This is a genomic window from Brevundimonas sp. UBA4553 (assembly GCF_002387245.1).
GTDB lineage: Bacteria > Pseudomonadota > Alphaproteobacteria > Caulobacterales > Caulobacteraceae > Brevundimonas.
In genome coordinates, this window is the sequence record NZ_DGLD01000010.1 from 16,714 (window position 1) to 31,697 (window position 14,984).

Annotated in this window: 11 protein-coding genes and 1 pseudogene; 3 read left to right on the plus strand and 9 right to left on the minus strand. The window is 67.1% G+C overall.

Annotated elements, in window-relative coordinates; translation table 11 throughout:
- The first annotated feature begins 86 nt into the window (after positions 1 to 86).
- Entirely contained in the window at positions 87 to 2,816 is a 2,730-nt protein-coding gene (locus B4A39_RS06035; RefSeq protein WP_292034354.1) for a TonB-dependent receptor, read from the plus strand.
- Between the two features lie 150 nt (positions 2,817 to 2,966).
- Here the strand turns inward: B4A39_RS06035 and B4A39_RS06040 are convergent, their stop codons facing one another.
- Positions 2,967 to 4,343 (minus strand): glycoside hydrolase family 28 protein, encoded by a 1,377-nt coding sequence (locus B4A39_RS06040; RefSeq protein WP_292034355.1) that lies wholly within the window; start codon positions 4,341 to 4,343, stop codon positions 2,967 to 2,969.
- A gap of 151 nt (positions 4,344 to 4,494) precedes the next feature.
- Here B4A39_RS06040 and B4A39_RS06045 point away from each other — a divergent pair, with 151 nt between their 5' ends.
- Complete coding sequence (locus B4A39_RS06045) at positions 4,495 to 6,744, plus strand: glycoside hydrolase family 88 protein (RefSeq protein WP_292034357.1); 2,250 nt, start codon at positions 4,495 to 4,497, stop codon at positions 6,742 to 6,744.
- Positions 6,745 to 6,765: 21 nt separating this feature from the next.
- Here the strand turns inward: B4A39_RS06045 and B4A39_RS06050 are convergent, their stop codons facing one another.
- From B4A39_RS06050 to B4A39_RS06075, 6 genes are all read right to left on the minus strand, one after another.
- The gene (locus B4A39_RS06050) at positions 6,766 to 8,061 is read right to left on the minus strand and encodes a PQQ-dependent sugar dehydrogenase (RefSeq protein ID WP_292034359.1); all 1,296 of its coding nucleotides are present in this window, start codon (positions 8,059 to 8,061) and stop codon (positions 6,766 to 6,768) included.
- The gene (locus B4A39_RS06055; RefSeq protein ID WP_292034361.1) at positions 8,058 to 8,483 is read right to left on the minus strand and encodes a DUF2231 domain-containing protein; all 426 of its coding nucleotides are present in this window, start codon (positions 8,481 to 8,483) and stop codon (positions 8,058 to 8,060) included. The genes B4A39_RS06050 and B4A39_RS06055 overlap by 4 nt, the downstream gene beginning before the upstream one ends.
- 92 nt (positions 8,484 to 8,575) lie before the next feature.
- Complete coding sequence (locus B4A39_RS06060) at positions 8,576 to 8,884, minus strand: hypothetical protein (protein WP_292034362.1); 309 nt, start codon at positions 8,882 to 8,884, stop codon at positions 8,576 to 8,578.
- The gene (gene ctaD / locus B4A39_RS06065) at positions 8,881 to 11,427 is read right to left on the minus strand and encodes a cytochrome c oxidase subunit I (protein WP_292034364.1); all 2,547 of its coding nucleotides are present in this window, start codon (positions 11,425 to 11,427) and stop codon (positions 8,881 to 8,883) included. The genes B4A39_RS06060 and ctaD overlap by 4 nt, the downstream gene beginning before the upstream one ends.
- Positions 11,424 to 12,401 carry a cytochrome c oxidase subunit II gene (gene coxB, locus B4A39_RS06070; RefSeq protein ID WP_292034366.1) on the minus strand — a complete coding sequence of 326 codons (978 nt, stop codon included), beginning with the start codon at positions 12,399 to 12,401 and terminating at the stop codon, positions 11,424 to 11,426. Before coxB ends, ctaD begins: the two co-directional genes overlap by 4 nt.
- The gene (locus tag B4A39_RS06075; protein WP_292034369.1) at positions 12,391 to 12,789 is read right to left on the minus strand and encodes a c-type cytochrome; all 399 of its coding nucleotides are present in this window, start codon (positions 12,787 to 12,789) and stop codon (positions 12,391 to 12,393) included. Before B4A39_RS06075 ends, coxB begins: the two co-directional genes overlap by 11 nt.
- A gap of 243 nt (positions 12,790 to 13,032) precedes the next feature.
- Between B4A39_RS06075 and B4A39_RS06080 the strand changes: the two are divergent.
- Positions 13,033 to 13,491 (plus strand): annotated as a pseudogene (locus B4A39_RS06080) (c-type cytochrome); the annotation flags it as partial.
- Between the two features lie 10 nt (positions 13,492 to 13,501).
- Here the strand turns inward: B4A39_RS06080 and B4A39_RS06085 are convergent.
- Entirely contained in the window at positions 13,502 to 14,221 is a 720-nt protein-coding gene (locus B4A39_RS06085; RefSeq protein ID WP_292034371.1) for a cytochrome b, read from the minus strand.
- Positions 14,218 to 14,937 (minus strand): cytochrome c oxidase assembly protein, encoded by a 720-nt coding sequence (locus B4A39_RS06090; RefSeq protein WP_292034372.1) that lies wholly within the window; start codon positions 14,935 to 14,937, stop codon positions 14,218 to 14,220. Before B4A39_RS06090 ends, B4A39_RS06085 begins: the two co-directional genes overlap by 4 nt.
- Positions 14,938 to 14,984 lie beyond the last annotated feature (47 nt).

Genomic DNA, 14,984 nt, shown 5'->3' on the forward strand with positions numbered 1-14,984 from the left:
AAGTGGCACGCGCTGACGTCCAACTATGCGCAACATCATACCAACAAATGACACCGGTGCCACTGGCCTCGGTGCGGGGAGAGAACATGGAACGGCCCTTCTACAACGCCCGGACTCTGTGCATCGCCGGCGTTTCGGCGACCGCCCTGCTGTGGGCCGCGCCCGCCGCCGTCGCTCAGGAGGCCGCTCCGCAACCGGCCGCCGAGCCCGAAGCCACCACGGTGGACGAGATCGTCGTCACCGGCTTCCGCTCCAGCCTGCAGCAGGCCCTGAACGTCAAGCGTCGTGAGGCCGGCGCCGTGGACGCCATCTTCGCCGAAGACATGGCCGACTTCCCCGACCAGAACCTGGCCGAAGCCATCCAGCGCCTGCCCGGCGTGACCATCGACCGCGTCAACGGCCAGGGCACCACCATCTCGGTGCGCGGCCTGGGCGGCGACTTCACCCGCACCCGCATCAACGGCCTGGAAGCCCAGGCCGCCTCGGGCGGCAACCGTAACCGCAGCTTCGACTTCTCGATGTTTGCGTCCGAGCTGTTCAACAGCATCAAGGTCCGCAAGACCCAGTCGGCTGAGATCGAAGAAGGTTCGCTGGGCTCGACCGTCGACCTGCAGACCGGCCGTCCGCTGGACTTCGCCAACAGCGGCTTCAACTCGGCCCTGTCGGTGCAGGCCTCCTACAACGACCTTTCGGAAAAGACCGTGCCGCGCACGGCCGGCCTGCTGAGCTGGTCGAACGACAGCAAGACCTTCGGCATCCTGGGCTCGATCGCCTATTCCGAGCGCGCCCCGATCCTCGAAAGCTTCAACACCACGCGCTGGCAGAAGGGTAATCCGGCCCAGGCCTACGGCGTCGGTCAGAATTTTGGCGGCTGCGTTCCCTGCACCACCACGGCTGAACGCACGGAACTGCTGAACGCCTTCTACCCGCGCATTCCGCGCTACACCTTCGGCAACACCCAGGAAGATCGCCTGGGCCTGACCGGCGCCATTCAATGGCGCCCCAGCGACCGCACCGAAGTCGTCCTGGACCTGCTCTGGTCGCGCCTGAACTCGGAACTGGAAAGCCCCAACGTCGAGGCCTGGGCCTTCAGCCGCGCGGCGGTCAACAACGTCATCGTGCGCGACTACGCCATCGACACCGACAAGAACGCCCTGTCCTACGGCGTCTTCGACAACATGCTGGTGCGCTCGGAAAACGGCTTCACCCGCAACGAGAGCACCTTCGCCCAGGCTTCGCTGAACGTCCGCCATGACTTCACCGACCGCCTGCGCGGCAACCTGAAGATGGGCCTCAACAAGTCGGAAGCCCGCACCCCGATCAACGTCACCTATGCCTTCGAACAGGCTGGCGTGAACGGCTACACCATCGACTTCCGCGGCAATGACCGCCTGCCGATGATCAACTACGGCTACGACATCACCTCGGGCCAGAACTTCACCCTGGTCCAGGGCACCCGCAGCACCAGCGGCGGCGACTTCGACAACAGCGTCGTGGCTGGCGCCATGGAATACGACTGGAACCCCTCGCTGACCTTCAAGGCCGGCGGTGAGTACCGCACCTATGGCTTCAGCACCTGGGGCGTGGCGCGCGCGTCCACCAACACCACGGGCGCCGACCGGATCACCGGCGTCGACGCCCTGGGCAAGATCGTCAGCATCGACGGCAAGATCGGCGTCCCGGCCGGCTCGAGCATGAACTTCATCGTGCCCGACATTTCGAAGATCAACGACTTCCTCAGCGTCTACGACGATCCGCTGGTCTCGAACCGCAGCGAACGGGAAGTGGACGAAACGGACAAGGGCGTCTTCGTCCAGGCCGACTTCAACACCGACGTCGCCAACATGACGGTGCGCGGCAATGTCGGCGTCCGCTACGCCAAGACCGAGGTCGAGTCCAAGGGCTGGCAGACGGTCACCACGCCGACGGGCCCGAGCTACAGCTACGTCACGGCCAACAACGACTACGACGACGTCCTGCCGTCGTTCAACCTGGCGATCGAGCCGCGCGACGACCTGGTCGTCCGCCTGGGCGCCGCCAAGGTCATGTCGCGTCCGACCCTGGGCGATCTGACCCCGGGCGGCGGCGTGTCGCCGACGACGCGCACCGTGTCCTACGGCAACCCCCTGCTGGATCCGTTCCGCGCCACCAACTACGACCTTTCGGTCGAGTGGTACTTCCAGAACGAAGGCCTGCTGGCCGCCGCCGTCTTCTACAAGGACATCGACAGCTTCATCACTTCGGTGACGGAATCGGTGGTGTGGAGCGACCTGGGCCTGCCCGACGACCTGCTGCAAGGCGCCGCGCGTCCGACCGACGTCTTCCAGGTCACGCGCAAGCTCAATGGTCAGGGTGGTTCGCTGCATGGTCTGGAAGTCCAGTATCAGCAGCCCTTCACCTTCCTGCCCGGCCTGTGGTCGAACTTCGGCTTCATCGGCAACTTCACCTATGTCGACTCTGAGGTCGACTACGGCGCCGCCGGCAAGAACCGCCTGACGGGTTCGTCGAAGAACACCGTGAACACCACGCTGTATTACGAGGACGGTCCCTTCCAGGCCCGTGTCTCGGCCGCCTATCGCAGCAACTATCTGATGTCCTTCCCGGGCAGCAACGGCAACTCGGAAGAAGGCATGAACGCGACGACCAACATCGACGCCTCGATGTCCTACGCCTTCACCGACAACCTGACCGTCTCGCTGGAAGGCATCAACCTGACCGACGAATACAATGATCGCTACGTCGACGTGACGGACCGCGTGTCCGACTACCGTCACACCGGCCGTGAGATCTCCATCGGATTGCGCTGGAAATACTGATCTTCCTCCCTGAACCTTCCAGTGCATCACTGGGCCCGGAGCTTCGCGCTCCGGGCCTCTTTTTTTGCCTGCCGTCCAGACACCCAAGGCCCAGAAAAAAGCCCCGACGCCTGCGCGCCGGGGCTCCCGCCTTCTCGACTGCTGCGTGCCCTAGAGGCCGACGACGCCCCGCGACGCCGTCACCTTCGGCCCCGTGCCGTCCAGGGTGTCGATATTGCAGTCGCTGAAGCGCCAGTTCTCGGCGTTGGCGATGCTGCCCGCCTCGCGCACGTCCCAGTCCAAACGGTCGAAGGTGAAGTCGCGCAGCGGCGCCTCCTCATAGGCGGCGGCCTCGAAGCCGATCTTGCCGCCCACCGCCTTGATGTCCGACAGGCGCACGTCGCGAATCCGCGGAATGCCCTGCTCGCGCGGCACCGGCGTCGCCAGAGCGCGCCAATAGTCGGGAATGTCGGTGATCCCTGCCGGGATCTCGGCGTAGGAGTAGTTCGGATACCAGTTCAGATTGACGCGGAACAGGGTCGCCACGTCCTGCAGGTGGATGTTCTTCAGGGCGATGTTGTTGATCACTCCGCCACGCGTGTGGCCCGACTTGAAGAAGATGCCCAGCGGCACCGGATATTCGATCCTCAGCCCCGACACCTCGATGTCCTCGAACCCGCCCGAGGTCTCGCTGCCGAAGGTCATGCCGGCCAGGGCGTCGCGCACGATGCAGTCGCGCACCTTCACCTGACGACAAGGCCGCGCCACGCGCAGGCCGTCCCAGTCGCGCCCGGCCTTGATGCAGATGGCGTCGTCGTTGACCGACAGGTCGCAGCGCTCGACAAGCACCCGTTCCGAGGAGTCGATGTCGATGCCGTCGGTCGATGGCCCGCGTCCGCCCAGGTTGTTGCGGATGATCAGGTCCGACACCTTCACGTCGCGCGAATAGCAGATATGCACGGTCCAGAAGCCCGACCGCGCCAGGTTCAGCCCCGACACCTCGACCGCGTCGGCGTCGTAGACGTGGATCAGGCGCGGGCGGCGGCAGTCGTAGTCGGCGGCCCAGCGCAGACCCTTGGGATCATACTCGCGGCGCAGCGCCCAGTAGGCGTCCCAGAAGACCTTGCCGTCGCCGTCCACCAGACCCTCGCCGGTGATCTTGGCGTTCTTCTGCTGGTAGATGTTCAGCAGGCCCGCCGGCCATTCCATCTCGATACCGGCCACACGGGTGCGGACCATGGGATAGGCGGCCAGATCGCGCAGCCCCTTCAGCGTCGCGCCGCGCCCGATCAACAGGGTGACGTTCGACTTCACGAACAGCGAGCCGGACATGTAGACGCCGGGCTTCAGCACCACCGTCCCGCCGCCCGCGCCCGCCGCCGCGTCAATGGCGGCCTGGATCGGGCGGGTGTTGATGGTCTCGCCGTCGCCCACGGCGCCAAAGTCTGCGGCGTCGAAGGTGCGCCCCGTTGTCTGTGCGAAGGCGGGGGGCGCGGCGGTGGCGAAGGCCCCGGTCAGGCCGAGTTGCAGCAGGGAGCGGCGGTGCATGGGCGTTCCTCAATCTACGGGCCGCCTTGGACGACGGCGTCTTGTCGCGCGGTGTCATTCCGACTTGCGCTGCTCGATCACCATTTTATGGTACGCATAAGCAAATAGTGAAACCCCAAACCCATCGGGGTTCGTACCGGAGAGAACGCCTGTGACGCTACGCCGCGCCGTGCCGACGATTGCCGCCTTCCTGCTGGCCAGCACCGTCCTGACCTCTCCCGCCCTGGCCCAATCGGCCGCCGGCCAGCCCTGGGCGCCGCAGTCGAACCCCGGCGTCGAGGCCGAGTGGCTGACCGCCAAGCCGCGTCCCGACCTGAACTTCCGCGCCGACGCCCGCCCCTCGCGCGAGCAGACCATGGCGGCCGTCGAATACGTCGCCGCTTCGCAGATCAAGGACATGGCGCAGCGTCCGCTAGCCCTGTCGACCGGCAGCAACCTGACGCAGATGTCGTCCAACTGGGTCGCCGCCACCTTCTACATCGGCGCAGCGCGCCTAGCCCGCGTGTCCGACGATCCCGAGACCCTGCGCTTCCTGACGGCTGTGGCCGAGCACTACAACTACAGCCTGCGCGGCGCCCGCTCCGGCCCGACCATGCTGAACGCTGACGACCAGACCATCGGCGACCTCTATCTGGAGCTCTATTCGCGCCGGGGCCAGGACGGGGTGCTGATGCCCCTGCGCCAGCGGCTGGACTACATGGTCCCGCACCTGAACCGCACGGCCGAGACCGAGGCCTCGATCTGGTGGTGGGCCGACGCCCTCTACATGGCGCCGCCGGTGCTGGCGCGCATGTCAGCGGTGACTGGCGATCCCAAATACATCCGCGGCATGGACAAGGAGTTCCGCCGCACCATCGACCGCCTGTGGGTGCCCGAGCAGCGCCTCTTCCTGCGCGACCAGCGCTTCGAGGGCCGCACCGAGGCCAACGGTCAGCCCATCTACTGGAGCCGCGCCAACGGCTGGGTCATGGGCGGTCTGGCCCGCACGCTGGAAGCCATGCCGGCCGACTTCGAGGGTCGCCAGGACTATATCGAGATCTTCCAGGCCATGGCCGGGCGCATCCGCGAGTTGCAGCAGGACGACGGCCTGTGGCGCGCCAGCCTGCTGGCCCCCGAGCTTTATCCGCAAGCCGAGACCTCGGGTTCGGTCTTCTACGTCTACGCCATGGCCTGGGGCGTCAACCACGGCCTGCTGGACCGCGCGACCTATGAGCCCGCCGTGCTCAAGGGCTGGGCCGCGCTGAACCGCCACGTCCTGCCCAGCGGCCTGATCGGCGCGACGCAGAAGACCGGCGACATGCCGGTGCCGACCGATCCGAACGAAGTCGGCCTCTACACCACCGGGACCTATCTGCTGGCAGGGCTGGAGGTCGCCGACCTGAACGGCGCGCAAAAGAGCCTGCCCCTGGCCGAGCCTGCGCGTGATGCGCCCGAGGTCATCGCCGCCACCACGCCGACGCCCCCCGCCCCCGTCACCGTCGTCGGCGAGGCCGAGATCAAGCGCCGCGCCGAGGAGATGCACGCTACCCGCGCCCTCTCCTATGACCCGACCGCTCTTGACCGCCCCGCCGAGGTCGAGCGCCTGACCCCGCCGCCCGCCGACCAGCAGCAACCGCGCGCCGTGGTCCGCTTCGCGCCCGACCGTCTCGACGACCTGCTGTGGGAGAACGACCGCGTCGCCCACCGCATCTACGGCCCGGCGCTGGAGGCGCGCGAGGCGCCGTCGGGGTCAGGCATCGACGTCTGGGCCAAGCGCGTCCGCTATCCCTACATGGACCGCCAACTGCGCTTCCCCAACTACCACGTCGATCGCGGCGAGGGCCTGGACTACTACGACGTCGGTCGTGGGCGCGGTTCCGGAGGGCTGGGCGTCTGGTACGAGAACAAGCTGTGGACCAGCCGCAACTTCTCAACCTACCGCATCGACGAAACGGGCGGCGACGAGGCCCGCTTCAGTGTCGACTACCGCCCCTGGCCCGTCGATGTGGCCCGCAAGGTCTGGGAGACGCGCGACTTCTCCCTGCCGCTGGGCTCGAACTTCACCCGCATGACCTCGACCCTGAACTCGGACACGGCCGAGCCCCTGATCGTCGGCATCGGCATCTCCAAGCGCCGTAACGCCGCCGGCGCGGGCGCGGTCACGCGCGACGCCGCCAACGGCCGCCTGATGTTCTGGGAGCCCGCCAACCCCGAGCATGGCTCGATCGGCATCGCCATCGCCGTCGACCCGGCCCTGGTGGAGGGCTTCGCCGAGGATGCCGACAACTATCTGATCCTGGTCCGCGTCACGCCGGGCCGGCCCTTCACCTACTACATGGGCTCGGCCTGGGACGGCGGCCTGGACTTCAAGTCGCGCGAGGCGTGGGAAGCCTTCGCCCAAGGCCAGACCTTCCGGTTCTAACGCGCCATGCCCCGCGCGGCGTCAGGCCGCCGGGGCGATCCGCCAGACCGTGTTGGACAGGTCGTCCGCCACCAGCAGGATTCGTTTCGCGGGATCGAACGCCACCCCCACGGGTCGCCCGCGCGCGCCGCCGTCCTTGAGGAAGCCGGTCACGAAATCGACCGGCTGCCCGGCGGGACGACCGTTGGCGAACGGTACCCAGACGACCTTGTAGCCGGACGGATCCTGCCGGTTCCAACTGCCGTGCATGCCAATGAAGGCGCCGTTCGCGAACGCGCCGCCAAAACCGCCGTCACGGGCGAAGTCCAGTCCCAGGGCCGCGACGTGGGAGCCCAGGGCGTAGTCCGGCTTGATGGCCTTGGCTACCAGATCGGGCTTCTGCGGCATGACCCGCGGGTCGATGTTGCGCCCCCAGTAACTATAGGGCCAACCATAGAAGGCGCCGTCTCGGACCTGGGTCAGGTAGTCCGGCACCAGTTGCGGACCCAGTTCGTCACGCTCGTTGACGACTGACCACAGCAGATTGGTGCCGGGTTCGATGGCCAGAGCGGTCGGGTTGCGAATGCCGGTGGCGATGGTGCGCCGCGCGCCGGTCGCGCGGTCGATCTCCCAGACCACGGCCCGCTCCTCCTCGACCGCCATACCGCGCTCGCCAATGTTGGAGTTGGAGCCGATGCCGACATAGAGCTTTGCTCCGTCCGCGCTGGCCGTCATGGCCTTGGTCCAGTGATGGTTCAGGCGCGACGGCAACTCGGTCACCGTCTCGGCCGGCGTCGCGATTCCGGTCTGGCCCGGCTGGAAGGCGAAGCGCGTCAGCGCGTCCTGTTCCGCGACGTAGAGGTAGCCGTCGACATAGGCCAGGCCATAGGGCGCGTTCAGGTTCTCGACCAGGACGGTGCGCAGTTCGGGAACGCCGTCGTTGTCGGCGTCGCGCAGCAGGGTGATGCGGTCGCCCCCCTCGATCTGGGTGTTGCCCTTCTTCTTGATCGCGCCAGCCACCACGTCCTTGGGTCGAAGTCGCGGCGCGCCGCCGCCTCGCCCTTCAGCAACCAGGACGTCGCCATTGGGCAGGATCAGCATCTGCCGCGGAATCTTCAGGCCGGTGGCGAAGGCGGTGACGGCGAAGCCCCGGGGCGCGGTCGGCGTCTCGCCGTTCCAGCCTGCGGGTGGGCTGATCTTCATGGCCGGCGCCAAGGTTTCGTTCGGCTTGGGCAGGTCGGGATTGACGCCGGTCTGGTTCAGTTTCGGATCGCTGGCGTTTCCGCAGGCCGCGACCGTCAAAGCGACGGCGCTGGCGGTCAGAAGGTGCTTGATCATCGAGCGGTCTCCCCAGCGGAATAGGCGGTCCAGCCCGCCACAAGGACCAGAAGCGTGCAGAGGATGGAGAGGGTCAGACCAAAGCCGCCTACCGAACTCCAGGCGTCCTGACTGTGCTTGAACGCGTTCACCAGACCCAGCACCCAGGCCAATGCAAGCGCGACGACATGAACGATGACGCGACGCGATCCGCCGCGACGGAGCGCAAACACCAGATCGACGATCGAGAAGGCGCCGGCGACGCCGCCGAAGACGAGCGCCCCAGTGATCAGCCAGGCGGAGAAGTTGCTCCACTGCATCTCGGCCGTCTGCAGATAGGCGATGTCGGTAAACAGGGCGATCGTGAACAGGGCGATGGGAAACGCCAGCAATATCCCGTGCAGCGGCCGCGCCAACGCGCCTGCCGATCCGTAACTCTTCATCTGGCCCTCCTCCTGTCTGGCTTTGGCTAACTTCCTGATTGCGAAATGGTTCATCACTCAGTCGCGTTCAGGCTGGTCACTTCCGCTCAACGTCAGGCGGGCGTCAGCAGCACCAGGCTCTGGAACACCACGCCGATCCCGCCCAGCAGCCCGCCGGCGATCGCCAGACGAAGGCCGAAGGCGCCGGTGTCATCGGCTGGCCGGGCCTTCAACGCCGCCGCCCCGCGCCAGCAGAAGCCGATCACGGAGAGCAGGCAGACCAGGCTGACGACCAGACCGGCCGCATTCCACGCTGCGGCGTCGCCTTTCGCGACGTCGGCGGCGCTGGCCAGCAGGTAGAGACCCAAAAAGTGCACGGCCCAGATCAGCAGCCCGCCCGTCATCATGGCCCAGAGCCTCATGCGCCCACGCCGGGCAGCAAGCGAACGAGCAGGCTCGTCGCCGTGCCCTGAACCGCCGTGAAGGCGACGAACAGGGCGATGACTTCGAACGTGGCCGGATGGCGCGGCGACAGGTGGCCGAAAAGCCAGCGCAACAGGGCGAACGGCCCCATCAGGAGGGCGATACCCACGAACGTCCCCTGCCAGGCCAGCAAGGCGTAAACGGTCGCGCCCTGGCTGGATGCGTCGGGCCGCAGTCCGGTTCCCCACCACGCCGTCGCCTCGTTGGCGAAGGCGCCGCCCGCCGCGAGCGTCGCGGACAGCATCAGAACGGCGGCCAGGCCGGCGCTGCGCGGACGCCCCCGCTTGAGCAGGCCCTGCGCCATCCAGCCGCCGACACCCGCCGCGACGAGCAGGCCGGCCGTCACGGGAAGCGTCGCCAGATCCGGCGGCGCCTGCCACAGGTCGGGTCGGCGGCTCCACAGGAAGACGTAGGAGAAACAGGCCATGATCGCGACCATGCCGGACACGATCAGGGTGATGACCATGGCCCACCAGCCGTGGCTGCTCGACCCTGAAACATAGGTGGGCAGCCTCACGCCCCCGCCGACCGCCACGGTGGCCGGCCCGCTGGGTCTATCCAGGGTCCAGCACCATTTCAGAATGCAGAAGACGGCCAGCACCCCGCTTACAACCGACACGGCGTAGGCCTGGATGGTCAAAATCAGGAAGAAGCCGGCGGTGAAGACGGCGCCCCAGACATACCAGCTCGAAGGCCGGGGCATCCGCTGAAGATACTGGGGCTCGGCGTTTATCGGACTGGTGATGATGGTTTCACGATGCCCCCTGGGCGCGCCCGGCAGGAAGTAGCGGCCCGCGGGCACGTCTCGCGCCAGGTTCGGCTGGTCCCAGACCGGATACAGGCTCTGGATCACGGGAATGGAGCGCAGCGAATAGCGACCCGACGGCAGCCACTCCAGGCCGGGTCCGTCGAAGACATTGCCGGCGTCCTTGTCGCCGAAGGGACGGAAGTTGCGGATCATGTCGACCATCCACAGCAGAACGGCCAGCCCGAACAGAAAGGATCCCGCCGTCGAGATCATGTTGGGCAGCTCCCAGCCCCGGTCCGGCAGGTAGGTGTAGACCCGCCGCGGCATGCCCATCAGTCCGGTCAGGTGCATGGGCATGAAGGTCACGTTGTGACCCACGAACATCAGCCAGAATATCCACTTGCCCCAGCGCTCGCTAAGCGGTCGGCGGCTGGACATCGGCGTCCAGTAATAGATGGCGGCGAAGAGTGGAAACACCATGCCGCCGATCAGCACGTAGTGCAGGTGGGCGACGATGAAATAGCTGTCGTGGGCCTGCCAGTCGAACGGCACCATGGCCACCATGACACCGGTCAATCCGCCCATGACGAAGATGACCAGCCCGCCCACGGCAAACAGTCCAGGCGTGTTGAAGCGCATCCTTCCCGCCGCCAGGGTGGCGATCCAGGCGAAGACCTGCACCCCCGCAGGCACGCTGACGGCCATGGAGGCGGCGCTGAAATAGTTGATCGAAATCTGCGGCATGCCCGTCGTGAACATGTGGTGCGCCCAGACTCCGAAACTGATGAAGCCGGTCGCCAGCATGGCCAGGACGACCAGCCGATAGCCGACCAGCTTCGTCTGGGCGATGGCCGGGATGATGGTCGACATCGCGCCCGCCGCCGGCAGGAAGATGATGTAGACCTCGGGGTGGCCGAAGAACCAAAACAGGTGCTGCCACAACATGGGGTCCCCGCCCTTGGCAGGATCGAAGAAGGGCCAGCCCAGCGCCCGTTCCAGTTCCAGCAGCAGGGTCGACAGGATGATCGAGGGGAAGGCGATGATGATCATGCAGGCGAAGATCAGCATGGCCCAGGCGAAGATGGGCAGCTTGTCCAGCGTCATGCCGGGCGCTCGGGTCTTCAAAACGCCGACGATGATCTCGATGGCGCCCGCGATCGCCGAAATTTCGATGAAGCCGATGCCCAGCAACCAGAAGTCGGCGTTGATCCCTGGCGAATAGGTGGTCGAGGTCAGGGGCGGGTACATGTACCAGCCGCCGTCGGGGGCCAGGCCGAAGAACAGCGACGCAAAGAAGCACAGCCCGCCGATCAGATAGGCCCAGAAGGCGTAGGCCGACAGACGGGGGAACGGCAGATCTCGCGCGCCCAGCATCTGGGGCAGCAACAGCACGCCCAGGGCCTCGACCGCCGGCACCGCGAACAGGAACATCATCACCGTGCCATGCATGGTGAAGATCTGGTTGTAGGTTTCCTGAGCCAGAAAGCCCGTCATCGGCAGGGCCAGTTGCGTGCGCATCAGCAGCGCCAGCACGCCTGCAAGCACGAAGAACAACATGGCCGCGCCGACGTAATAGACGCCGATGTAGTTGTTGTTGATCGCGGTGATCCACTCCCACGGCCTGCGGGGTCCGCACCAGACCTCCTCCAGCTTTTCCAGCTCGCCGTCGGGCCGTGGCTCCTCGGTGGGAAAGCGTTTGTAGAGCTCGGGATCGAATCCCGTCTCCGAACTCATTTCAGGCTTTCCAGATAGGCCGCCGTGGCGCGCAGATCGCGACCCGTGAGCACCGGATAGGACGGCATGCGATTGCCGGGCTTCAGGCTCTGGCTGTCGGAAATCCAGCCCGCCATCGTGCCCTGATTATTCGGAAGAATGCCGGCGCCCAGGGTCTGGCGCGATCCGACGTGGGTCAGATCGGGCCCCGCTAGCCCGTTGGCCTCGGTGCCGCGAATGGTGTGGCAGGCTCCACAGCCCGAGGCGGCGAAGACATCCCGCCCCTGATCGATCAAGGCCACTGATGTCTCGGCCGACGGCACGGACGCCGCCGGGCGCGCTTGCCGCGCCCGCCAGTCTGCGTAGTCACCGGGCGTGTGGGCGATGACCACCAGCCCCATCAAGGCGTGCGCTCCGCCGCAGTATTCGGCGCACTGCCCCCCATAGGTCCCGGGCGTGTCCGCCTGCAGCCGCATGAAGTTGCGCCGCCCCGGAATCATGTCGGTCTTGCCGCCCAGCCGCGGGACCCAGAAGCTGTGGATCACGTCCGCGCTTTCCAGCTCGAACACCACCGGCTGGCCGGTCGGAATATGCACCTCGTTGGCGTCCTGAACGATTTCTCGGCCCTGGGCGTCCAGGTAGGCGACGCGCCACCACCACATCTCGCCGGTCACCCGGATCCGCATCTCGCCCGGCCTGGGCGCCTCGGACACGCGCGCCGTCGTGGTCAGGCCGTAGATCAGCAGACCGGTCAGAACGACAGTCGGAAACACCAGACCCGCCGCCCAGACCAGACGCTCGCCCCCGACGCGCTTCTTCCACTCGCGCGGTCCAAACAGGGCCAGCCCAAGGGCGACCAGCACCACCGCCATCACCACAGCCGACATGACAAACAAGACCCAGGCGACCGTCTCGATCGGTCCCGCGAAGGGCCCCGCCGGATCCAGCACGGGGGGCGGCCAACCGGCGGTTCCGGGCACAGCTTCAGTCGTCATCGAGCGTATACAGATAGGCCGCGACATCGCGGGCTTGGTCTTGGGTCAGGGGCATGGGCGGCATGGCGGTGTCGGGGTCCAGCGAAGGCGCATCGATCAGCCACTGGATCAGGACGTCAGGCTGGTTAGGCAGTCGCCCGGCGATCAGCGGGCGCGCGCCGACACCCGCAAGGCTGCCGCCCGTACGGCCCTGCGGCCAGGCGACGCCCGGTATGGCGTGACAGGCGGCGCAGCCGACCTCGCGGATCACAGCCAGGCCCGCCGCCGGATCCGCCTGGGCCACAGGACGCGGCAAATCCGCCTTGTCCACGCAGGCGCTCGCGGCGAAACCCAGCACGCAGACCATGGCCTGCCTTGCCGCCGTCGCGCCCGTCTGTCGATAATCCATCCGCCCCCCGAAGCTTCATCACACGCAATCCTCTCTGCGGACGGAGGTTCCACGGATGCGACATCCAGCCTCCGCGCTGAGCATTCAGGAACCTCCGCCGTAAGCAGGTGTTGGACCCCCGTGCGCGTCACCGCTCCAGCCCAGCTCCTGCCCGCGCTCTGCGTGACGGCCCTGCTCGCCGCCTGCGATTCCTCGCCCGGACGGACGGATCGCGCCTTCACGGCCAACGGCCACGTCATCGCCATGAGCGGCGGCGCCGGCGGGGCGGCAAACGCCTGCTTCACCTGTCACGGCCTGGACGGCGGCGGCGACGGCGGGGCGGCGCCCCGACTGGCGGGCCTGGACGCCGGCTATCTCCAGAAGCAGCTCGACGACTACGCGTTGGGCATCCGCCCCGACGACGCCATGACCCGGATCGCCAGGGCGCTGGATCATCAGGATCGGCAGAAGGTTTCAGCCTACTACGCCGCCCTGCCCTTACCGCTACCCGCGCCGTCCTCCGGCCAGCAGGCTCCCGGCCTTTATCTGAACGGCGACGGGTCTCGCGGCGTCGTGGCCTGCGCGTCCTGCCATGGCGCCGAAGGCCAGGGTTCGGGCTTGGGGGGCGCTCCGGCCATCGCGGGTCAGCCCGCCGCCTACACGCTGGAGCAGATCGACCGCTGGAAGTCCGGCAAGCGGCGCAACGACCCGCGCGGCGTCATGGCCGCCGCCGTCAAACCGCTTTCAGACCAAGAAGCCCGCGCCATAGCGCTTTGGCTGTCGAGGCAACCCGCTTCTCCAGCGCCCGCCAGCGCCTCTGCCAGCGTGTCCGCTTCGGCGGCAGCGGCGGCAAGACCGGCAGCATCGCGTGAAACACGTCGTCCCGATCGATCAGATGGTGCTTGAGCGCAGCGCCCGCGTGGATCGGAATCATCAACAACAGCGTAACCACCAGGCCCCAGTGCAGCCATTCCGCCGCTGCCTCGACGGCCCACAACTGGGTGTTCGACAGCTCCTGCAACGGCAGCAGCGGCCATTTGATGAAGCCCAGGACTTCGAGCTGTCGCGTGCGGTCCGTCGCCGAAATCATGGCCCAGCCTGACAAGGGCAAACCGAACAGGCAGATGTAGAAGACATAGTGGGTGACATGGGCCGCCATGCTCTCCCACCCTGGCTTGTCGGCGTCGTTGATCAGATCCGGCGCCATCATGCGCCAGGACAGACGCCCGATCACCAGGACCAGCATCAGCAAGCCGACGGCGAAGTGCAGCTCATAGGCCGCGATCATGGCGCCGCCGACCGGCTGACGCCCCATCCACCAGCCCCACCCCAGCTGAAAGACGACCAGACCCGCCATGCTCCAATGAAACAGGATGCCGACCGGCGAATAATGTCCTTCGTCGTGGTGACCCGCCGCCCACTCGAGCAGTTGCCTGAACAGCCGTTCGATCACGCCGTCCGGGCCTCCGCGTCCGGGCCCAGGAGTCCGCCCAGCCGCCACAGCGCCGCCGCCAGATAAAGGGCCGCCGCCGGCGCCCACATGATCAGTCCCGCCGCCTGCTGATCCTCCAGCGGCGTCAGGCCCCAGGCCAGCGTCGAATAGGCATGCGGCTCATAGACGGCCTGGCCGGCGAAGGTCAGCACCGCGCCCAGCAACCCCATGGCCAGCATCGCCGCCAACAGAGCCACGACCGCCGCCGGAGCGGAGGCCGCACGCGCCGCGCCCCAGAACCAGACGGCGCTGGCCAGCAGGCTGGCCTGCATGATCCAGTAGACGAGGTCGCTCGACAGGGCGGCGGCGTAGGCGGCCGGGGCGTGCCAGCCCCAGAAGACCAGCGCCTGCGTCGCTGTCGCCAGAACCAGACCACGGAACCGTCCAGGCAAGGCGCCGGCAAGCAGCGGCGCCGCCACGGCCACCAACAGAACGTGATGCACGGTTCGCGCGGAGAAGAGGGCCGAACTCAGCGCGCAGAGCGGCGAGACGAAACCGATCGCCAGAACCGCCATGGCGGCCAGACCCAGCGCGCGCCGCTGCCCCTGAAGCCGCAATCCGATCACGGCGGTGACGGCGACCAAAAGCAGGAACAGCACCGGGTCGAGATTCCAGCGCCACTCGCCGAAATCCGGCGCCGGGCCGCAGTAGGGCACCCAGGTCAAAGCCGGGCTCACCATCGCCTTGTTCCGTTCAGCACGTAGGTCCCCTCACGCTTCCCTGT